The 20339-nt window shown below is 53.6% G+C and carries 18 protein-coding genes and 1 tRNA gene; 2 read left to right on the forward strand and 17 right to left on the reverse strand.

Annotated features, from left to right (window positions below):
* Positions 1-214: 214 nt before the first annotated feature.
* The 13 genes from E8D52_12545 to hisH all read right to left on the reverse strand — a co-directional run bounded on the left by E8D52_12545 (position 215) and on the right by hisH (position 16026).
* The gene (locus tag E8D52_12545) at positions 215-1612 is read right to left on the reverse strand and encodes a hypothetical protein (GenBank protein ID TKB67398.1); all 1398 of its coding nucleotides are present in this window, start codon (positions 1610-1612) and stop codon (positions 215-217) included.
* A 168-nt stretch (positions 1613-1780) separates the two neighbouring features.
* Complete coding sequence (locus E8D52_12550; GenBank protein TKB67399.1) at positions 1781-2947, reverse strand: hypothetical protein; 1167 nt, start codon at positions 2945-2947, stop codon at positions 1781-1783.
* A gap of 1307 nt (positions 2948-4254) precedes the next feature.
* Entirely contained in the window at positions 4255-6537 is a 2283-nt protein-coding gene (locus E8D52_12555) for a hypothetical protein (protein ID TKB67400.1), read from the reverse strand.
* A 798-nt stretch (positions 6538-7335) separates the two neighbouring features.
* Positions 7336-8055, reverse strand: a complete 720-nt coding sequence (locus tag E8D52_12560) for a hypothetical protein (protein TKB67401.1) — start codon at positions 8053-8055, stop codon at positions 7336-7338.
* 55 nt (positions 8056-8110) lie between these two features.
* A tRNA-Met gene (locus tag E8D52_12565) sits at positions 8111-8187 on the reverse strand.
* 151 nt (positions 8188-8338) lie between these two features.
* A complete protein-coding gene (gene rpoD, locus E8D52_12570; GenBank protein TKB67402.1) occupies positions 8339-10153 on the reverse strand; it encodes an RNA polymerase sigma factor RpoD in 1815 nt (604 codons plus the stop codon).
* 2 nt (positions 10154-10155) lie between these two features.
* Complete coding sequence (locus E8D52_12575; protein TKB67403.1) at positions 10156-12012, reverse strand: DNA primase; 1857 nt, start codon at positions 12010-12012, stop codon at positions 10156-10158.
* An 89-nt stretch (positions 12013-12101) separates the two neighbouring features.
* Entirely contained in the window at positions 12102-12446 is a 345-nt protein-coding gene (locus E8D52_12580; protein TKB67404.1) for a histidine triad nucleotide-binding protein, read from the reverse strand.
* Between the two features lie 10 nt (positions 12447-12456).
* A complete protein-coding gene (locus tag E8D52_12585) occupies positions 12457-13122 on the reverse strand; it encodes a bifunctional phosphoribosyl-AMP cyclohydrolase/phosphoribosyl-ATP diphosphatase HisIE (GenBank protein ID TKB67405.1) in 666 nt (221 codons plus the stop codon).
* A gap of 4 nt (positions 13123-13126) precedes the next feature.
* On the reverse strand, positions 13127-13906 hold the full coding sequence (gene hisF / locus E8D52_12590; protein TKB67406.1) for an imidazole glycerol phosphate synthase subunit HisF: 780 nt from the start codon (positions 13904-13906) through the stop codon (positions 13127-13129).
* A 44-nt stretch (positions 13907-13950) separates the two neighbouring features.
* Positions 13951-14676 (reverse strand): 1-(5-phosphoribosyl)-5-[(5-phosphoribosylamino)methylideneamino]imidazole-4-carboxamide isomerase, encoded by a 726-nt coding sequence (gene hisA, locus E8D52_12595; protein TKB67407.1) that lies wholly within the window; start codon positions 14674-14676, stop codon positions 13951-13953.
* A gap of 1 nt (position 14677) precedes the next feature.
* A complete protein-coding gene (locus tag E8D52_12600; GenBank protein ID TKB67408.1) occupies positions 14678-15415 on the reverse strand; it encodes a hypothetical protein in 738 nt (245 codons plus the stop codon).
* Between the two features lie 2 nt (positions 15416-15417).
* On the reverse strand, positions 15418-16026 hold the full coding sequence (hisH, locus tag E8D52_12605) for an imidazole glycerol phosphate synthase subunit HisH (GenBank protein TKB67409.1): 609 nt from the start codon (positions 16024-16026) through the stop codon (positions 15418-15420).
* A 179-nt stretch (positions 16027-16205) separates the two neighbouring features.
* Here hisH and E8D52_12610 point away from each other — a divergent pair, with 179 nt between their 5' ends.
* A complete protein-coding gene (locus tag E8D52_12610) occupies positions 16206-16601 on the forward strand; it encodes a nucleotidyltransferase domain-containing protein (GenBank protein TKB67410.1) in 396 nt (131 codons plus the stop codon).
* Positions 16594-17007 carry a DUF86 domain-containing protein gene (locus E8D52_12615; protein ID TKB67411.1) on the forward strand — a complete coding sequence of 138 codons (414 nt, stop codon included), beginning with the start codon at positions 16594-16596 and terminating at the stop codon, positions 17005-17007. Before E8D52_12610 ends, E8D52_12615 begins: the two co-directional genes overlap by 8 nt.
* A 50-nt stretch (positions 17008-17057) precedes the next feature.
* On the opposite strand, the gene E8D52_12620 is transcribed toward E8D52_12615, so the two are convergent.
* The 4 genes from E8D52_12620 to E8D52_12635 form a co-directional block, all read right to left on the reverse strand.
* Positions 17058-17678, reverse strand: a complete 621-nt coding sequence (locus E8D52_12620) for a hypothetical protein (GenBank protein TKB67412.1) — start codon at positions 17676-17678, stop codon at positions 17058-17060.
* 69 nt (positions 17679-17747) lie between these two features.
* A complete protein-coding gene (gene hisB, locus E8D52_12625) occupies positions 17748-18356 on the reverse strand; it encodes an imidazoleglycerol-phosphate dehydratase HisB (GenBank protein TKB67413.1) in 609 nt (202 codons plus the stop codon).
* A complete protein-coding gene (hisD, locus tag E8D52_12630; GenBank protein TKB67414.1) occupies positions 18353-19636 on the reverse strand; it encodes a histidinol dehydrogenase in 1284 nt (427 codons plus the stop codon). The genes hisB and hisD overlap by 4 nt, the downstream gene beginning before the upstream one ends.
* Positions 19633-20331 (reverse strand): ATP phosphoribosyltransferase, encoded by a 699-nt coding sequence (locus tag E8D52_12635; GenBank protein ID TKB67415.1) that lies wholly within the window; start codon positions 20329-20331, stop codon positions 19633-19635. The genes hisD and E8D52_12635 overlap by 4 nt, the downstream gene beginning before the upstream one ends.
* Positions 20332-20339 lie beyond the last annotated feature (8 nt).

The raw sequence follows: 20339 nt of genomic DNA on the forward strand, positions 1-20339 counted from the left end.
CAACACCTTAGCCCAGTTGGGCCGGTCGTGTTGCACTTGGAGTTAGAACCTAAGCAGGTTTATATCTTGTACTGTGCATGACAAACTTTCTCCGGATTCACAAAGTCAATCGTCATGTCTGACACCATTTCATCGAATAGTCCCATTCCAGCGAACCAATATCCTACCTAGCACACAATAATCAGCCCCGCTGACTGCCAAGGGCAAATCAAAGTTAAACGAAGCTTTTGATCTTCAACGAGTTCGTGCCCCAGCCAGTCACGCTACCAACAACTACACTTCCGTGTGTTATCGTGCCGTCAAGTAACAGTCTGAATGTAAACGTCCCGGCCACACCAGAACCAATCATGAAACCATACTCCCACTCTTGGTTGATACCATGAGACGTCGGAAGCAACTTTCCATGAAACGTAGTCTTGGCAAGGTTGACCAATGGATTACCATCCAAACTATTAACGCCTGGCAAATACACCAAATCGTTGTCGGCCTCAGTTGTATCGATACAAACAGGAAGACCTTTCAGCACTAGTCTGTTGGTCCCAGCGCCTTCGACAATACCTTCAAGCTCAGGATGATATGAAATAAACCCGTCTGTGACCGTGAAGAACACCAACGAATTAGTTCCTGACTGAACAGTCACATTGTAAAGGCCATCAGCAAGAACAAAGCCGACCGTACGGTCTTTGCTGTAGAACCAGCCACCACTGTCAGGATGGCTGGCCAGTGGATTCGTCGATCGTGCAGGAATAGTTGGGCCATCTGTCTGCGGAAGTAAGGTCAGCCACATATGGGAGAGCGCGGTACAATCCAGGCAGACGTTTCCAAGGCTCACGGATTCACGTTCTTCGCTGAAAAGGACTGCGTAACGCGTACCCGCGCCACTGCCACCAGCGGCAAGCACGAGCGGAAAGCGTCCGGCAGCAACATGTGCATCAAAGTCGCGCTGATACTCCGCCGCATCTATATCGTGGCGCGCCGACCATGCGCCGACCCAGTCTTTCTGGAACACAGCCAGCACCATACCGTCGTCCGCTACATCAAGCACACCAGGGCGCATATGTCCGCCCACCTGAGCGTCAAAGACGCGCTGGTAGGATGATGGGTCTACGAACCACCAGCTCCAAGCCGTCTTTTGCGTGTTGGCGTGCCAAATGCCCGCAAAGCGCCGGTCCGCCGAGTTCCCGTACACACAAAGCGACTTCGGAATGAACCCCTGGTCCTTCGCACGCTTTTGAGCATTTACAAACGATCCTTCCGTGTTTTCGTCTCCCCACATCATGCCATGATGAGCGAACCAAGCTGAGTCGTGGCTCTGCTCAAAGACCGCCGCGAATATTTCAGAACCGGCCGAGCCTGTGGCGGAGATGATAATGGGCGCAAATCCTTCGCGAGCTGCGAGATCAAAGGCCACCTGATATTGGGCGGCATTAACTGCGTGCACCGCCTTCCAAGCTGGCCCTTGACGCTCATCCCATACCGCTGCGTATCTGGCGTCCGAAGTGTCGCCTGACACTGTGAGAGCCGTCAGCCTAAATCCCTGCGGCATGAGTTCGTCAAATCGGCGCTGGTGTTCGGCTGCGCTTGCACCGTGATAAGCCATCAATCTTGCCATTGTAACCTCCTCAGTTTTTAGTCTGAACTCGTTGTATCAGTCTGGGGTCTTGCCGAGCTGTGCGCACCTTAAACACCGTCCGTTATCACTTCTCGTCTAGCACGAGAGGCTTCACGACGATCGCACGCTTCATTTAAAATACTCCCGACTGTTTTCTTTCCACCCTAACTACTTTAATCCCCACACCGAATCATTCCCCGCCTCTATTTTTGTCAAGACTCCTTCTACTCTTTCAAATAAGCTAGTCGTTGTGTTGAACCGATAAATGTTATTATTCTGATTCAGCCCCCAAACGGCTCCACCGCTATCAACAGAGATTTGCACAAGTTGACCCGGCATCTGAACAAAGCGACCAGAAGTTAGCGTGTAAGTATATATTTCATTCTTTCCGTTAATACCCCAAGCATTGCCACTAGTATCAGCAGCTATTTGTTTTAAATTGCCAGGGACCTGCTCGAACTCTTTTTTCCATTGGTTATAGTGGTAAACATTGCCTAAATGATTGAGGCCCCACAAGTTAGATTCCGAGCGGCCTGCGAGTTGCCGCAAAGCTCCAGGAATGTTTTCGAACTGTTGAGTATTTTTATCAAATCTATAAATTGCCCATGCTCCATTGAGAACCCACGCTACATCGTTATCCCCAACAACCATATGTATTAGCTTTCCTGGGATAGGCTCGAATGATTGTGATGCGGAGCTATAGCGGTAAACACTGTTCAAATGATTTACCCCCCAAACCGATCCTCCTCCTGCAAATATCTGTCTTAGCAGACCAGGACGCCTTTCAAACTGCGCCGTATTGGAGTTGTATTTGTAAATTTCATCGAGGTTGTTCACACCCCATGTATTTCCTGAGCCATCTGAAGTAATAGCAACCAGTCTTCCAGGAATTGGTTGAAAGCCTTTCGCAACATCATTCTTGTCAAAGCGAAAAATTTGCAGACTGATCGATTGTGGGGTCGCAGGGTGCTCGGCGCAGATTAGTGAGTCAGCCAGGCCGTCGATGGTGCCAGAACCTTCCGTGCGTTTTGGGCTCAACTTTGGGACAAGCCGCATAGTGAAACTGCTGGTCTCGACAAAGCGGTGATCCAAAAGCGTAATCTCGCTTGCGCTGTGGGAGGCCAATCGAAGATTCACTAGCCCCGACTGGTCGATAGAGCGACCGACAGGCACACCATTTTCATCGCGGAAAATTTCGATGGTCATGATCGACTTGGCAAGCGTGCAATTCCACTTGCCAAAATACCAATCACTTGTTCCTTGAGCATGTGCTGATGATACAAACGCCAGCGAGGCGACCAACATGGCAGTCGGAATAAAATATCTGTAATTCATCTTGCCTTCCTCTCTAAAAGTCCCGCAGGGGCGAAACCCCTAAGTCAATAGTTATGCCAGACTCGAAGGACAAGGAACGGTAGGGACCGTTCCTTGCCCGACTTCCTGGATCGAGTGAAACCAGAGAGCGCTCAGACCACGCGCCTTATGATTTTTCCTCGTTCCACCCAAGTAACGTTGTCTTTACCTGGGGGGATTGACGAAAGGTGGCGGTTCCGGCCGTGAGGGCGTCTCAATGTGGTACACCACTTGAAACTCAAGATCATCTGGCCACTCGACGTTCACCTTAGTCCAAACTTTGCTACCTGATTGAGGAACGACATTCAGAACGCTCATCGGGGCAGCACCCGTATGCGGCTTCGTCGGCTGAAAGGGTACGGTAATTAGTTCAGATATTGAGGCAACAACCATTGAATCATGCTCAACAATTCCGTCGGGGAATTGTTGATGGATAGTTATCGTCCCACATCCTTTGTGAAAATATCTCCAAAATGATAACGCCATACTTCCTCCTTTGTGTTTTGTTCAGGAAATCGGTTTATAAATTAAGAGGTCAAATTTATGAGGTCAGACCCCTCGGCTTGCCTCGAAATACTCCAAGCATTATCAAGCGAGGGGCCTCTGATGCAGTTCTTGCATCAGCGGACGACTGCAATGACTTGAAGCCGTGAATACCCACTACCAGCCCTACTCCTTTCGCTAGGCTCTCTTGTGCTCGACTCCGTATCCACTGCATACAGCAAGCTAGATGCCAGGATGGGACAAGAATGACGAATACATCGGATGGTATCCTAACTGTCAGTAATTTCAGCGTGTTACGTATTTATAAATAAGAATGTTCATGATACGTATATATATTGACCTTAGAGGCATGTACCGAAAGAGATTCATGAGGTGAATCCAATCCGATCCATGAGCGTGACTCAGCACGTCATGATCTGAATATTTGCCTCATATGGATGGCCACTAAGGAAGGGAGGGTGTTGGGAATCAAGCGATCTGACGACATACCCTTGCTAACGCTGATTTAGAACCATGATCGCCCCCATGAAAAAATGTGCCGAGGCGAGTGCCGCCTGGATTGCGAGCCGTCAGTGTTACCCATGAACTCTGGCAAAGTTGATTCGGAAATGTGGCGAGGACTTCCAGTCTAGGTGAGTAGATCAATTATGGGAGGGTGGGGTCTGACAATCGGATCAGGTATGACGATTGATTTATTATCGGATACGGGTGCGTCAGAATCTCCCTTGCTCAAATAGCCTTTGACGACAAGAGCTGATTCCTTCTATCTCCTGCTCTGACATCATCTACAGCTGAGGCACCAACTCAAGATCAGACGTGTAGTCACGACCTGTTCCATTACTCTCCGCTTCTTCTGTCTTGCTTTGTGCTTCCCCCCAATCCGAACAATCGATATGCACGACCTTGATGCCGTTCTTTTGCGCAAGGTGTACCAGATCGGCCATGCTTCCACGAGCGTCGACTTCATGGCGGTCCCAAAGCACCATGAGCGTCAGATTCGTTCCCTCTGCATCGTGGATATACCGTTGAACCATGGCATGTTGGAGCATCCAGACCGCATTGCGTTTGCCCACTGTGTAAGACGGCTTACTCTGGAGCCATCGAGGAAGTTCCATCGATTCGGCCAGCACGTTGACAATCATTTCACTATCCGCCTCCGTCATGGTGACCTTCCGCGACTCCGTCTTCCGGGATTGATAGATCTTATTAAATCGCTCCACCCAGTCGACACCCGCTGGGGCCACGTACTCACCGATATACTGATCCTTCGGTAAGGCGAGGTACAGCCGAGTCCTGACACTCAGCTCATCACAGACTTCGTGGAACAGGAGATCCGATCCACTCGCTGCGGCCGCCATACCGAACAACACTTCCCCATGGTGAGCCAACTCGCGTTTAATGGCTCGTTGAATCTCGCGCTTGGCCATGTCCGTAAACGCAGTCGGCAGAAACCGCATTGGCCCATCAGGTTTCTCGAGTGTGCGGTTGGCCTCGATTCCAGCCTCCTCCATTCTCAAGCCGACGAACATGAGGATATTGCCACTTCTCTTCTTCGGCTCTTCCCGCCGAATCACATCCAGCGCGGCCCTGACATTGGCCTGCAAGTCGATGGTTGGATGATCGGGATGTTTCGTATTCAAGTCAAGGTAGAGGGCCAACGCGCGCCGCATGGACACCTCGGCATAGCGAGGCGCCCACAACATGGCTTCCAAGTAGGATTGGGCGACCTTGTCCCTATTGTCTGAGGTTAAACACAGAAACGCTGCTTCCATGGTCTCGAACCAAAAATTGACGCGGCCCTGGTCTGTCAACCGCTTTCGTTCGACATCGATGGCATACGCCAGCGCCGCGGTGAGATTTTGAATCTCATCACAGAGGCTCGTTAAGGTCGCCGTAGGATTCTCACCTCGATTGGCCAGCAGCTTCCACACCGCTGGAAATTCCTTGGCCAATGACACTTCAATCATGAGGAGTGACAGGGCGCTGAGCCCGGAATAGGCATAGTTCAGATTGCCACGAAAGGCCTCCGCATACGCCTCCCGTGCCTTCCGAAGCAGTGGAGAGCGCAACGCCCGCTCTCGGAACTCTTTGACCTTCTCACTCGCCTTCATCATCCCGGTGGCCTCATTCTCCAAAGCCTCGTGCAGTTGCGGATACCAGCTTTCTGCCCATTTCGCCTTCAGATTCCGCCCCTTCAGTGCCTGAATCTCAGCCACAATATTGACGTCCGGGATATGGAGCTTCGCAATACGCGCCAGCGCTTGCTCTGAACGTGTTCCCTCGCTGACCCACTGATAGACGGTCGAAAGCATCATGTTCGCTTCAACATCGTGCGGATACCGCCGAGCTATTTCCTCCCATGTGCTGCGCGCGCCGCCCATGAAATTCAACTCAAACTGTGCGCGTCCTACTTCACGAAGTGCTTCAACCTCCCAGAGAAACCCCTCGGATTCATGTGCCAATAGTCGAAGGTCGCCCCCGCGTCGATGCTTTTTCGCCCGTTCCACATCCTCAAGAAAGTCTCTTGGGACTGAGATAAACCGTGAGCGATCTTCGGCTCGCATTTTCGGCAACAGTCGGAAGACCGGACTATCTGTCCGCTCCGAGGCTAAGGTTGCCCGAATCGCTTTGGACAACCTCTCGATGCTTTCCTCTGGCTGTTCGTGGTTGTAGGTGAAGTATCGATCGGTTTTGAGATCGAACGGGTCCTCGTTGCCCTCGCTCCGAATGAGAAATGTGAATTTGTCTCGGAACGCGTGGCGGATACCGAGTTCGTAAAATACATTTGGGTTATGGATCGTAACATCGGCGATGACAACATCAGCCGTCATCAGCAAATGAAACATATCTTCACGGATGTTTCCAGCTTCGATCACGGCCTCGGTCGTATTGGCGACCATGTGGAGGCGACCCAGGGCTGGCGCTATCAGTCTTTTGTGGACGTCGTCGAAATTGACCTTCATTAACTTTGAGACACGAACTCTTGCCCCTTCAACGAGTTCCTCCTTGCCTGGCAGCAAAACATCTTTGATCCCAAACGGTCGAATGATGAATGCATTGAGCGGCATGGTGGGTGCTCCTTTCCCCAGGAAGATGACTGATATCTTGTATCCTCAGCATAGACCATGCCACACGACAGCATGAATCCAAGTCGTCTGAATACGTATAACTGCTCAATAATGCTAGTGGATATGGCGACTGCGAGGATATCCTGGCCATATGGCTCTGTATCTAAAGAGATCCTAGTGGTGTATCTATTCGGTCGCGACACCACCGTATCCAGGAGGGCTATGACTGCAGAACAGCCGCAGCAAGACCCGTTCATCTGGATGAAACTTTCGGTTCGCTTTCCCAATACTAACGCCTCGATGTACTCCTCGAACTCCACACCTCTGGGATGATGTCGTTGTCCATAAACATCGACTGGCTGCTCAGTTGGTCCATGAGGAATTCAGCTAGCCCTCCGGTCCACCCTGCACTACCTTCTCAGGCATAGCTGGCCATCGCTCTCACCTCCTTGCTGTGCAAACCGAGCAATGAGTGATCAGAAGATGCTACAAACTTCTTCTAGCAACGACCTTGCCTGGCTCGAAAAGGTGAGCGATGTGTCTGATTTTTGGGGTTGTGTAGGCGATGTGTGCTGCAAGACGGAGGCGATACCCGTATCTGATAGGATCTCTCTGTATCAGATCACATACGAGTAGACAGTACCGCCTCACCGACACTGGCTCAGTGTAGATGATAATGAAGAGAGGGGGGTGATCAGGTAACTGTCGAGCCACTCATGACAGATATTTTTCTCATCCACACAATCAAACCGATTCCCCGACTTCGAGTTCCGACGGCTTACTACGTGGCGCGGACGGCTATCCCGTGACCAGCTCTCCCTCCCAGTACAATATCCGCCGACAGTAGGGGCAGATCTGTAGATCATCGGAGCGTTTGACTTGCGCAATGAGCTGAGGCGGGATCTGGAGACGACACCCAGCGCACATCCCATCGCGCACCGCCGCCAGCGGTTGATCTTTCCGCGAGGCCTTCACCTGGTTATACCGATCGAGCAGACTCTTCTCAATCCGCCCGGCCGCCTCTCGATGGCGGAGTTCGAGTTGAGCCAGCTCTGTCGCCAGCTCCTTATCCCGTGCGTCCAGTCCCTGCTTCTCCCCGGTAAATACGTTCTCCAACGTGGTCTTTTTCTCCTGAAGCTCTTGGATAGTCTTCTGAAGTTGATCGACCTTGTCCATGGCCAAGAGAATTCGCTCTTCAAAGTCTCCCCGCTTCTTATTCGCCAACTCGACTTCGAATAAATGCGCTTGATACTCTTTATTGGTCTTCAGACTCGCCGCGTGCGATTTCATCTTCTCGGTCTGCGCTTCATGAGCTTCCAGATCCTTTTCGTGAGCGCGCCGTTCCTTGACGGCCGCCTCGCTGGCGGCTTTCGTGTCATTTAGGAGCTGGGTTGCCTCTCGAAGAGGCACTTCCGCAGTGTGTAGACGGTCGGGGATTTTTCGGCGGATCTCATTGATCTCCGTAATCCGGAGATCGAGTTTTTGCAAGTCAATGAGCGGGGACAGCTTTTGGTTCAACGTATCCTTTCCAGCAATGCTGATGCACCGACATGGGTCAGGCACCGGTCCCGACTGGTGGGCCCACTAGGACTTGAACCTAGGACCAGCTGATTATGAGTCAGCCGCTCTAACCACCTGAGCTATGGGCCCGATCGGAATGGTTCGGACTCAGGCTGATGTCTTCTCGGGCCAATTATTTCTCACGGCTTCCGTCAGCCTCAATAGGTGTCGCCACCCAAACCGTGATTTTAGGCCGCCGCTTTGAGTAGAGTCAATTCACGTTGCCTGATCACTCTGAACGCTATACGCTCTCGACAAAACTCCTCAGCTTTTTACTGCGGCTCGGATGTCGCAATTTCCTCAGGGCCTTGGCTTCGATTTGCCGGATGCGCTCGCGCGTCACTTCGAAATCTTGTCCAACTTCTTCCAGAGTATGGTCCGTCGCCTCTCCAATGCCAAACCGCTTGCGCAGCACCTTCTCCTCGCGAGGCGTCAAGGTCTCCAAGGCACTGTTGATCTGCCGCTGCAAGTCGTAGCGAATGGCGGCTTCCAGCGGAGACACGGCCTTCTTGTCTTCGATAAAATCGCCCAGATGGCTGTCTTCCTCTTCACCGATCGGCGTTTCGAGCGAGATGGGCTCGCGGGCAATCTTCAAAATCTTCCGAACCTTGTCCAGCGGAAGGTCCATACGCTCGGCGATCTCCTCGGGAAGTGGTTCACGACCCAGCTTCTGCACGAGGTGCCTAGAAGTTCGAATGAGCTTATTGATGGTTTCGATCATGTGAACCGGGATCCGGATCGTTCGTGCTTGATCTGCAATCGCTCGGGTGATTGCCTGCCGAATCCACCACGTGGCATAGGTACTGAACTTGTACCCACGCTTATACTCGAACTTGTCCACCGCCTTCATCAGCCCAATGTTGCCTTCCTGAATCAAATCGAGGAACTGCAGACCGCGGTTCGTGTATTTCTTGGCGATGCTGACCACCAGCCGTAAGTTTGCCTCGACCAGCTCCGCCTTCCCTCGCTTGACCTTTTCTTCGGCAATATCCAGATGCTTGACGGCATCCTTGATCTCTTCAGCCGGAGCCAGTGCCTCTTCCGTTTCCAACTGGCGAATCTTTGCTTTGGCGTTTTGGTAGACCTTCCGAATCTCCACCAGCGCGTCTTCTGACACTCCGGTCTTCCGCTTGACCGCCAAGAAATCCGGTCGGCTCCGGCACATCTTCCTCAGCAGTTCGGCACCTGCTTCTCCTCCCACGCCGATCCGCCGTTGGCAGCTGACCGCTTCCCGTTCGGCAACCCGGATCTGCACCGCCAGATCGCGGACACGCTGTACCATTCGATCTTTCAGCACACCATGGAGGTTGACGGATTCAATCTTGTCCACCACTTGCTGGCGGATCGCCTCGAACTGCTTCTTGAACTTCTTCTGCTTGACCGGATCACTGCCGAGATGTTTGCCTTTTTCGGCCAAGGCCTTCAGCACAAGCGACACTTTCCGCACGGCATTGAGCGACTCGAGAGTCTTGACCCGCAACTCCTCGTAATCCCGTTCCACTGGTGGCTGGTCTTCTTCAAACTCCTCTTCGGTCTCCTGGATCGGCACAATCTCACGCACGTCGATCTTGGCGTTCTTGAGCTGATCCCGAAGCGCCAGGACGAACTCGATGGTCATCGGCATGCCGTAGATCACCGACGCGATATCTTTTTTCCCCTCTTCAATCCGTTTGGCGATTTCAATCTCGCCTTCACGGCTAAGAAGGGCCACACTCCCCATTTCCTTGAGATAGAGCCGCACGGGATCGTCGGTCCGGCTGAGCGCGCCCGGCGTCAGGTCGATCGCCTTCTCGTTCTCCTCCTCGGCCTCCGACTCAGCCTCTTCCACCTCTTCGCCCGCGTCACCTTCAGATCGCTTCTGCGGCCGATCCCCATCGCCTGCCTCGACGATTTCGATATCCATTTCACCAAACATCGCCATGATGCTCCCAAACTGATCCGATGCCACGACTTCAGCAGGCAAGGTGCTATTGAGCTCGTCATACGTCAGAAAGCCTTTTTCCTTCCCGATCGTAATCAGCTTCTTCACCTCATCGAGCAACTCTTGTTTCGACATGACTACTCCTTCACCAATGAAACCACACCGGCGGTCGGCGTGCCGGCTTTCCGCATCCGTACCTCGTTGATCTGCATATTCAGCATCCCTGCATCGTCCACACGGCCTTCGCGCTCAGCCGTTTTCAGCTTGGCAATCAGCTCTCTCAGGACCTGCTCCGATCGCTTTCGGTCCAGACAATCCAAACAGGCCATAATGTGCGCCGGCGCGTCATCGAAATGATCGTCACGAAGCGACAACTCCGTCGCCAGGGCGCCGCACGCAGGGTCGTCCACTGACTCATCCAGCAGCGGCTGGACCTGAATGCGCCCATCGTGATCCAGATGAGTCAGAGCAAGCTCCGCAAGCTTGCGACAGGCTTCGACCGAAAACTTCTCAGGCTGCAGTCGCCGCACATCGGCTGGGGACAGCGTGCCCCGCAACAGGAGAAGTATTAAGTCTCGTTCCTCGGGGATTCCCTTGAAGAGGGAGTCTCCCGACGTTCCGACAGCGGCTGGTCGAAGTGTTCCCGGACCTGCCGCTTGTTGAGCCATGAGTGCGGGGTACCGTTCGATCAGCCGTGATTGATTGATCCCCAGACGTTCCGCGACCAGCTTAAGGCGCTCTTCCCGCTCAATCGGATGCTCGCTCTTCTGTAAAATACGCAGCACTTCATCCACACTTCGGATCCGTCCTTCGATCGTACTGGCCTCTGTGGCCTTCAAACTGTATTCCAAGGCAAAGTCCAACAGGCTAGGCGCGTGCTCTTCCAGGCGTACAAACGATTCTGGCCCATGTTTCCGCACATAGGTGTCGGGATCGTCCCCAGACGGCAGCGTCACCACTTTGACACCCAACCCGCTATTCACAAACAAGTCCAACCCTCTCAACGCCGCTCGGACGCCGGCCGCATCAGGATCGAAGAGCAAGACGACCTTCGAGGCAAACCGCCGGAGGACTTGGATATGTTCAGGCGTCAAGGCCGTACCCAAGGTGGCCACTGTATGCGTCAACCCAACCTGATGAAGCGCAATCGCATCGAAATATCCTTCGACCACAATGACCGTCTTCGTCCGGATAATCGCTTCCCTGGCATGATCGAGCGCAAACAGCGTCTGCCCTTTCTTGAAGAGCGGTGTATCGGGAGAGTTCAGATATTTGGGCGTCCCCTCGCCCAGTACACGCCCGCCGAATCCCACCACACGTTTCCGCAAATCCGTGATCGTGAACATGACACGGCCGCGGAACCGATCGTAGAACCCCGTCTTGTCGGTTCGGGCGATCACAAGACCCGCCGACGCAATCTCGCCTTGTGAAAATCCCTTCCTGGCAAGCCCCCTCAACAACCCATCCCATTCGGCCAGTGCCACTCCGATTCCAAACTGATCGATCGTACGAGGAAGAAGCTCCCGGCTCGTCAAATACTCGCGAGCGACAAGGCCTGCACGTTCATCACGTAAGGTCTGTTGAAACCAGGCGGCGGCGGCTTCATTCACTTGCTCAACCGTCTGGGCCAGGTGGGCCTGCGGCCCAGAACGAGCCGTCGCCTCCTCAATCTCAATCCCGACCGTTCGTCCGAGGTCGCGCACCACTTCCGGGAAGGTTCCTCCGGTGACCCGAGTCAAAAATGTGAAGACATTCCCCCCGGCCCCGCAGCCGAAGCAGTGAAAAATTTGTCGGGATGGGCTGACCGTGAACGACGGAGTCTTTTCAAGATGGAACGGACATAAACCCTTGAGGTTCTGTCCAGCCTTGCTCAAGGACACATGTCGGTTGACAATGTCGACGATGTCGAGACGGTCCTTAATCAAGGTAAGGGTCTCGTCTGAAATCAAGCTTCGGCCCACCAGAGTCGCAGCTCCTACGTTCCCGTCGCACACGACCGGACGAGTCGGTTACTAAGTAAGAGGAATAATTGACCGTTCAGATTAACAGACCGGTGGAAAAGCTGTCAATTCAGCGAATTCCCTCACCCTGGAGGCCACGCCATAGGCCGGCCACCCATCACGTGGAAATGGAGGTGGAAAACGGTTTGTCCGGCATCGCGACCGATATTCGTCACCAACCGATAGCCCGACTCCCGCAGCCCTTTCAGCGCGGCGACCTTCGTACAACTCAGGAGCAACTGTGCCAGCAACGACTCATCCTCCACCCCTACATCTTGAACGGCCGAAACATGCCGCTTGGGTATCACCAACGTATGGACGGGCGCCTGAGGATTGATATCATCAAACGCTACCGTGTGCTCGTCCTCTTGGACCAGCTTCACTGGAATCTTCTTTTCCACAATCTTGCAAAAGAGACACTCACTCATAGCGCACCTTTCACGTATCTCGCAGGCCAGACTTACCGAACCGCGTTCCCAATTCCTGAAAAATCTCCTGAAGACTGATCTCGTGATATCCCAGCACCATGAGGGTATGAAAGAGCAGATCCGCGACTTCGTACACAATCTCCTCTTTCTTGCCACCTTTGGATGCCAACAAGACTTCTCCAGCCTCCTCCGCCACCTTCTTCAGAATCTTGTCATGCCCCCCCTCAAACAACTTCGAGGTATAGGAACCAGCCTGGGGATTGGCGCGACGCTCCTGAATCGTCCTCAGGACACCCGTAAGAATTCCGCCATGTGCATCCTGTGGGTTGGAACGAACGACCTCACCCTGATCATCGACTCTAGAAAAAAAGCACGCCCGCTCGCCTGTATGACACGTCGGTCCGACTGGCTGCGCCTTCACCAGAATGGTATCTCGATCACAATCAACAAAGAGTTCCTTCACGTGCAGCGTATGACCGGAGGTTTCGCCTTTTTCCCAGAGCTTGTTTCGAGACCGACTCCAAAAGTGCACTCTCCTTGTGGCGACCGTCTTCGCGACGGCCTCTTGGTTCATGTATCCGAGCATCAACACCGTCCCATCAAGCCAATCCTGAATCACGGCCGGAAGCAGGCCTTGCCCATCAAATTTCAACTGATCTGCCGATTCTTGACTCATCGTGTCATGCCACTCGAGAAAGGCTATCTGATCGAACAGGGACGCCACGTTCCTGTAAGTATGCTTTCGCTTGGGAGATGGTATAGGTCCGAAAATGAAAAATCGAAGCGGCCAAAACCGCGTCCGCCTTCCCCGTCACAAAGCCCTGGTAGAGATGGTCAAGGGTGCCAACTCCGCCCGAAGCGATCACGGGAATCGATACAGCCCCGGACACTGCCGCCGTCAGATCCAGATCATACCCAGTTTGCCGGCCATCCTGATCCATGCTGGTCAATAAGATTTCTCCGGCACCGTACTGTCCCATCCGCATGGCCCACTCCACCACATCAAATCCCGTCGCTTGGCGACCGCCATGCGTGAAAACCTCCCAGCGATCACTCGCTACACGTTTGGCATCAATGGCCACAACAATGCATTGCGTCCCAAACCGCTGAGCAGCCTCTTGCACAAACTCAGGCCGTTGAACTGCCGCGGTATTGATACTCACCTTGTCCGCCCCGGCATTCAACAAGGCCCGAATGTCGTCGAGCGTACCCACACCCCCACCGACCGTCACCGGCATAAATACCCGGGCAGCCGTCCGCTCCACGACATCAATGATCGTCTTCCGGTTTTCATGCGAGGCGGTAATATCGAGAAAGCAGAGCTCGTCCGCTCCTTCGTGATCATACCCCACCGCAGCCTCAACCGGATCTCCGGCATCGCGGAGATTCACAAAGCTGACGCCCTTGACCACGCGACCCTCTTTGACGTCCAGACAGGGAATAATGCGTTTGGTCAACATAGTCGTACTGACGTGAGGGAGCGCCTTGTTCGGCTCCTAACCCTTCACTCCTTACCAAGAGCCGCCACTGCGGCCTTCAGATCAAGCTTCCCATCGTAAAGGGCTTTCCCCACGATCGCCCCCTCGATTTTTCGACCAAGTGATCGTACGGCTTGCAGATCTTCCAGACGAGTGATCCCTCCCGAGGCAATCACCGGAAACGAAGAGTATTCGACGACTTCTTTCAATGCAGGAATATTCGGCCCGTTCAGCATGCCATCACGCGCGATATCCGTATAGATCACGGCGGCAATCGCACAGCCTGACAGTTCCTTCAACAAATCGATCGCTTTCACATCGGATACCGTTGTCCAGCCTTTCACAGCGATTCGACCGTCACGTGCATCGAGCCCAAGGACGATCCGCTGCGGAAACTCCTGGCAGGCCTGATCAAGCAGCGCCCGGTTCGTGAGCGCTGCCGTGCCGAGCACAACGCGTGACACCCCCGCATTGAGATACCGGCGGACCGTCTCAATAGTCCTGATGCCGCCGCCGACCTGAACTTTGACGCGAACTGCTTTCATGACGGACTCGATGTGGGGCAGATTCTTGGGCTCGCCGTCGACCGCGCCGTTTAAATCCACGACGTGAATCAGACAGGCCCCCTGTTGTTGCCACCTGCTGGCAACCTCCGTGACATCATCAGAATAGACTGTTTCAGCCGCCATATCGCCTTGCCGTAACCGCACACAACGCCCATCCTTCAAATCAATGGCAGGAATAACCAACACCCTACTTGCCCTCCCCTACACCGAACGGAAAGTCTCTCAAGACCTCCGCAACCCCATATTCTGCCAGCTCCGCCGCCGTCACGAAAGCCCATCGCTGCAAAAACCCCATAAGATCTTCGGTCATGGGTCGCTGCCGCTCATAATAGCCACCGACCCAGAGCACTTGCCCATCAGCCGCCACGACCTTGGCCTCAAAGCCGACTGTCGCCGGCGGGTCAGCGCCCAGTCGACTACCCACCCGCTCTTGGTACACCGACACGAGGCCAATTAATGCCGCATCCGCTTTCAGTTGCTTCGCAACCGCAGCGGCAACCTTTTCCATCCCCATTGTGACCAGCTCTCCGTCGGCTGCAGAGACTCTGACCGCATCACCGGGAGGCAATACGAGAAGGCCTTTTCGATCGCGAAGGCGCCCCCAGAACAATTCCGTCACCGTCTCCGCCGCATGTCCCGGCACCACCATGGTTTTCTTGGGCAGGGGGTGCCCTCCCGGAGGAACCCCCATGGAAATATCAGACCGACGGATACTGTCAGGGGCCGGAAGGAAGAGAGCGTCTTGATCATGCGCTTGGGGCGTGGCAATCGATGTAAATGGGATGAGGGCAATGGAGTGAATCCGATATCGGGCGAGTTCCGGAGCCGATTTCGTCGCGACCTTTGATCCGCTACATCCTGTTGCCATGGTGGCCAAGGCAACCGCACTGATCATCAAGATTATGCGCGATAGTAGACCGTGCACGATCACTTCCACGCTCCAAAATTCTTGATCAATTCCAACCCGACCGCCTGGCTCTTTTCTGGGTGGAACTGGCATGCCACCACATTGTCTTTCCAAATACTGGACGTGAAGGGAAGACCGTAGCTCGTCGTGGTAGCCGTAATCTGTTTTTCAGCTGGGTCCACGAAAAAAGAATGGACGAAATACCAATTGGACCCGTCGGCTATGCCCTCGAACACCGGACAGGGTCTTTGGATCGCGATCTGATTCCATCCCATATGCGGAACCTTGAGCGCCTGGTCCTTTGAGAAGGCTCGCACTTTTCCAGGAAACAGGTTCAGGCCTTCATGCCTGCCGAACTCTTCGCTTTCCGTAAACAATAACTGGAACCCCAGGCAGATCCCCAAGAACGGCTTTCCCGATTGAATCGCGGCCTTGATAGGCTCGATCAAACCATACTGCTTCAGATTTGCCATGCAATCACCGAACGCTCCGACACCTGGCAGGACCACATGACTGGCATTCTGCATGGTGGCCGCATCGCGCGTGACGATCACCTGATGTCCCACTGCCTCAAAGGCTTTCGAGACACTGCGCAGATTTCCCATCCCGTAGTCAATAATGGCGATCATACGTTCTTCCAGACTTAGGAAATCGTAACAATACCGCAACTGAACCGATCCTGCCACTGGCAATCTACAACTCTAGATCCACCAACTACTGACTACCCGTCTACGTGGGTCGAGGTCTTTCAATTGACAGGATGGGACCGAACCAGTAGCCTGAACTCGGTAAGACGGCGGAGCGACCCATGAATGACACAGGGCTCGTTGAATACATTAAGAAGTCAATCCCTGATTTAATCGCACTGTATCGATTTGGCTCACAGGCGAAGGGAACTGCTCGTCCAGATAGTGATGTAGATCTTGCCGTACTCTCGCGCGTGGCCCTGTCCGAACTGCGCCGATTTGAACTCGCACAGGAGCTGGCCACCCAACTGCACCGTGATGTGGACCTCGTGGATCTTCGCTCTGCGTCCACCGTGATGCGCATGCAGGTCATCTCGACCGGAGAATGCCTGAACGCACCAGGCGAATCAGCCCGACGAGAATTCGAAATGTATGCCTATTCAGACTATGCCAGACTCAACGAGGAACGAAGAGAGATCCTGAAGAGGGTCAGAATGAGCGGGTTGATTTATGGCTGACGATGTCATTCTCAACAAGGCCGCAAGCATTGAGCGATGTCTTCAGCGCATTGAAGAGGAATACGCAGGGAATGAGCAGAACCTTGTTGGGAATCAAACCAAACAAGACGCGATCGTGCTCAACCTACAGCGCGCCTGTGAAACAGCCATCGACCTCGCGATGTATGTGGTCAGTCAGCGCAAACTTGGCGTACCTCAAGACAGCCGCGATGCATTCTCATTGCTGCAAACCGCCGGCATTCTTTCGGCTAATCCCGCTCAGCGCATGCAGCGGATGGTTGGCTTCCGTAACGTGGCTGTGCACGAATACACCCGCCTGAACCTGGATGTGGTGCATGCCATCATCAGCAAACAGTTGGACGACTTCCGCACGTTCTCTGCGACGATCGTGAAGACCTACGCTTAACTGTCACGTCTGAGAATCGATCTAGCAGTAGGGCTAATCAAAAACATCGCTCAAGTGCGTTTAACATTCTTCTGCCGAGCGATGATTCCTTGGCGAACTAGCACGTTTTTAACGAAAGTTTCCGTCTGATTAAGAACACGAGCAATTTGGGATATTCGCATGCCTTTCGAATGTAGATCCTTGATGAAGGTAACACGGGTATCATGCTCGATCTTGCCCATCAAGAAGTTGCTATTAGGATGTCGCTGCTCATCATCGATAATCTGCTGCTCGCGATTCTGGTAATAAATGACTTCTCGATTGGGCTTTCCGGCAAGCCAGTCATAACCAAGTAATAGAGCCGTAAGGTGGATGAAATTTCCTAGAAGCGGCAAGAGCCCTTGGCCATCTGCCTTGAGGTCCTTCGCCAGTCTCTCGATTTGATCAAGATGGATATCTGTTGTAAGTCGTAAGCGATCATCCGCTGTAATGAGGTTCATCAGCCGTTTGCGAATGGCCTGAGTAGCATCAAGAATCGCTCTGCGCACCTGCTGATGATTTTGGAAAGCTCCTGCCAGACCATTCCATCGCCCTTTTGGCCCCAACAGTTCAATCAGTGTAAGCTCTAAATCTGTACAGTATGCAAAAAGGGGACTAGTTCTCGTCGCACTGCCTTGTTTTTTCTTCGCCAAAATGAAAAAGGCAGGCTAACTGGCCTGCCTCCTCCTAGAACTTATGAATTGCACAAACACTTCGTGGTTCTACAGCATCCCCTTCGTCGACAGCACTTTCCCCGCTAGCCGTTCTTCCAGCATTGTCGCCTGATCCAACGCCTTGGCCAGCGCCTTAAAGATCGCTTCCATGATGTGGTGCGGATTGCGGCCGTACATGAGATTTACGTGCAAGTTCAGGCCTCCGTGGGTCACAAAGGCCTGGAAGAAATCCTCGAACAGACCGAGATCGAACGTCTTGATCTTCCGGTCCGGCAGATTCACGTTGTACACCAGAAATGGCCGGCCACTCAGATCGACGGTCACTTGGGCCAAGGTTTCATCGAGCGGCGCCGAGGCAAACCCAAATCGTTTGATACCCGCCTTTTCGCCCAAAGCCTGATGGAATGCTTTTCCCATGACGATACCGACGTCTTCCACCGTATGATGTTCGTCGATATCGAGATCGCCCTTGGCCTTGACCGTCAGGTCAAAAAACCCATGCTTCGAGAGCAGTTCCAGCATATGGTCGAAGAATCGGATGCCTGTGTCGATCTTCCCTTTCCCGCCCCCATCTAGAGTCCACTCGACATGGATATCGGTCTCTTTGGTAGCCCGATGAATGCTCGCCTGTCGTGAAGCAACCCTGTTTCTCTTCATGAGAACCTAATGTTCGCCGATTTGGCATGGGCGTCGAACCCTTCGATCTGCGCCAGTCGAATCAGAGGATCTTTGATTTTGGCTAATTCTTGTTTCGTGTAATGCACGATGTTGCTCACCTTGACATAATCATTGACGGACAGGGGCGAGAAGAACCGGGCGGTTCCTCCGGTCGGTAAGACGTGATTTGGCCCTGCAACATAATCGGCAACAGATGGTGGCGTATACCGCCCCAAGAATAACGCGCCCGCATGACGGATCTTTTCCAAATAATCGAATGGATTATCCACCGAGAGCGTCAGGTGTTCGGCCGCAATTTCATTCGCCACCTCAATGGCTTCATCCATAGTGGTTACAACAAAGGCTACTGAATGACGGGCAATTGATTTCGACGCGATCTTTTCACGCTGAAGACCTTTCAGCTGACTCTCGATCAGTTTCGACACATCCTTGGCCAATCGCTCCGAAGTCGTCACAAGGAATACCTGCGCGTCTTCATCATGCTCCGCTTCGCAAAGCAGATCTGCCGCCACATGGGCTGGTTTTGCCTCATCATCGGCCACCACTAACAGCTCACTGGGGCCGGCCACCATGTCGATTCCAACCGTGCCGTAGAGTAATCGTTTGGCTGTGGCCACGTAGATATTTCCCGGCCCGACAATCTTGTCGACCTTCGCGATGGTGTTCGTCCCATAGGCAAGGGCCGCGACTGCTTGAACGCCGCCGACGCGATAAATCTCCGTGACTCCGGCAATATCAGCTGCGACCAGCAAATAGGGATTAATCCCCTCCTTCTGGGGCGGAGTGACCATCACAATGCGTGGGACACCGGCAACCTTGGCTGGAATCGCGCACATCAGCACGGATGACGGATACACGGCCTTGCCCCCCGGGACATACACCCCTACCGCATCAACTGGGCCAACGAGCTGCCCCAAGGTGGCATCCCCATCCTGGTACATCCAGGTCTTGGTCCGTTGCCGTTCATGAAACGACGTAATCCGTTGAGCGGCCAGCCGCAGCGCATCTCCCTCATCCTTTCGGATGTGGAAATAGGCATTCTTGATCTCTTCAGGAGTCACACGCAGTGCGTCCGACTTCAACGCGACCTTATCGAATTGCTTGGTGTAGCGGAGGATCGCGTTATCTCCTCCCTGCTCCACCCCTCTCAGAATAGCCTGCACGGTTTTTTCAACCGCCGCGCCGGTTGTCCGTCCGCGAAGTGCAATTTTCTTGAGGGATGGGAGAAAGCTGCGATCCGCTTGCGTCACGATTTTCATGAGCGAGCTGCCTTCCGCTTGCGCGCGAGTACCGTCGAGGGGCGACCGTTGCGGGAGGGAACGCTCTGACTCCGCACCGCTACCCGAAGTTTACGAATCAACTCCATCAGTGGCTTTTGTTTGAGCCGAAAACTCGCCCTATTGACGATGAAACGGGCTGTCGATTGAGTAATAACCTCGACCTCGGCAAGATCATGAGCTTTGAGTGTGCTGCCGGTTTCGACCAAATCCACGATCCGATCTGCCAGCCCCACAACCGGAGCTAACTCGATAGAGCCATACAACTTGACGATCTCGACCGGAATTCCTCGCGTATTAAAATAGCGCTCGCTGATCCGTGGATACTTCGTCGCAATGCGAATCTTTGACGAGAGGCGATCATGTGCCCCCTCTCCCCGGAGCGCGGCGACCGAGATTCTACACGCTCCGAATCCTAAATCCAATGGTTCGTATACATCACTTTCCTGTTCTAACAAAACGTCTTTCCCGACAATTCCGGCATCCGCTCCCCCATATTCCACATACGTCGGCACATCGCTGGGCCGGACGATGAGAAAGGTCATCTCGTTCTCGGGGCTGACAAAGATCAGACGACGGCTCTCGCCTGACAGCCCCGGAATGTCGTAGCCGGCTCGTCGGAAGAGCTCCAGCGCGGACTCCATGAGTTTTCCTTTTGACAGAGCAATCGTCACCATACCTAACC

The organism is Nitrospira sp. (genome assembly GCA_005116745.1).
In the GTDB taxonomy this organism is placed as follows: domain Bacteria; phylum Nitrospirota; class Nitrospiria; order Nitrospirales; family Nitrospiraceae; genus Nitrospira_D.

Coding starts and splice junctions, on each gene's coding strand:
- hisF (TKB67406.1), bottom strand. CDS start 13,906: ATGTTGACCAAACGCATTATTCCCTGTCTGGACGTCAAAGAGGGTCGC.
- hisD (TKB67414.1), bottom strand. CDS start 19,636: ATGAAAATCGTGACGCAAGCGGATCGCAGCTTTCTCCCATCCCTCAAG.
- E8D52_12635 (TKB67415.1), bottom strand. CDS start 20,331: ATGGTGACGATTGCTCTGTCAAAAGGAAAACTCATGGAGTCCGCGCTG.
- hisH (TKB67409.1), bottom strand. CDS start 16,026: ATGATCGCCATTATTGACTACGGGATGGGAAATCTGCGCAGTGTCTCG.
- E8D52_12550 (TKB67399.1), bottom strand. CDS start 2,947: ATGAATTACAGATATTTTATTCCGACTGCCATGTTGGTCGCCTCGCTG.
- E8D52_12585 (TKB67405.1), bottom strand. CDS start 13,122: ATGAGTCAAGAATCGGCAGATCAGTTGAAATTTGATGGGCAAGGCCTG.
- E8D52_12610 (TKB67410.1), top strand. CDS start 16,206: ATGAATGACACAGGGCTCGTTGAATACATTAAGAAGTCAATCCCTGAT.
- E8D52_12580 (TKB67404.1), bottom strand. CDS start 12,446: ATGAGTGAGTGTCTCTTTTGCAAGATTGTGGAAAAGAAGATTCCAGTG.
- E8D52_12555 (TKB67400.1), bottom strand. CDS start 6,537: ATGCCGCTCAATGCATTCATCATTCGACCGTTTGGGATCAAAGATGTT.
- E8D52_12615 (TKB67411.1), top strand. CDS start 16,594: ATGGCTGACGATGTCATTCTCAACAAGGCCGCAAGCATTGAGCGATGT.
- hisB (TKB67413.1), bottom strand. CDS start 18,356: ATGAAGAGAAACAGGGTTGCTTCACGACAGGCGAGCATTCATCGGGCT.
- E8D52_12545 (TKB67398.1), bottom strand. CDS start 1,612: ATGGCAAGATTGATGGCTTATCACGGTGCAAGCGCAGCCGAACACCAG.
- rpoD (TKB67402.1), bottom strand. CDS start 10,153: ATGTCGAAACAAGAGTTGCTCGATGAGGTGAAGAAGCTGATTACGATC.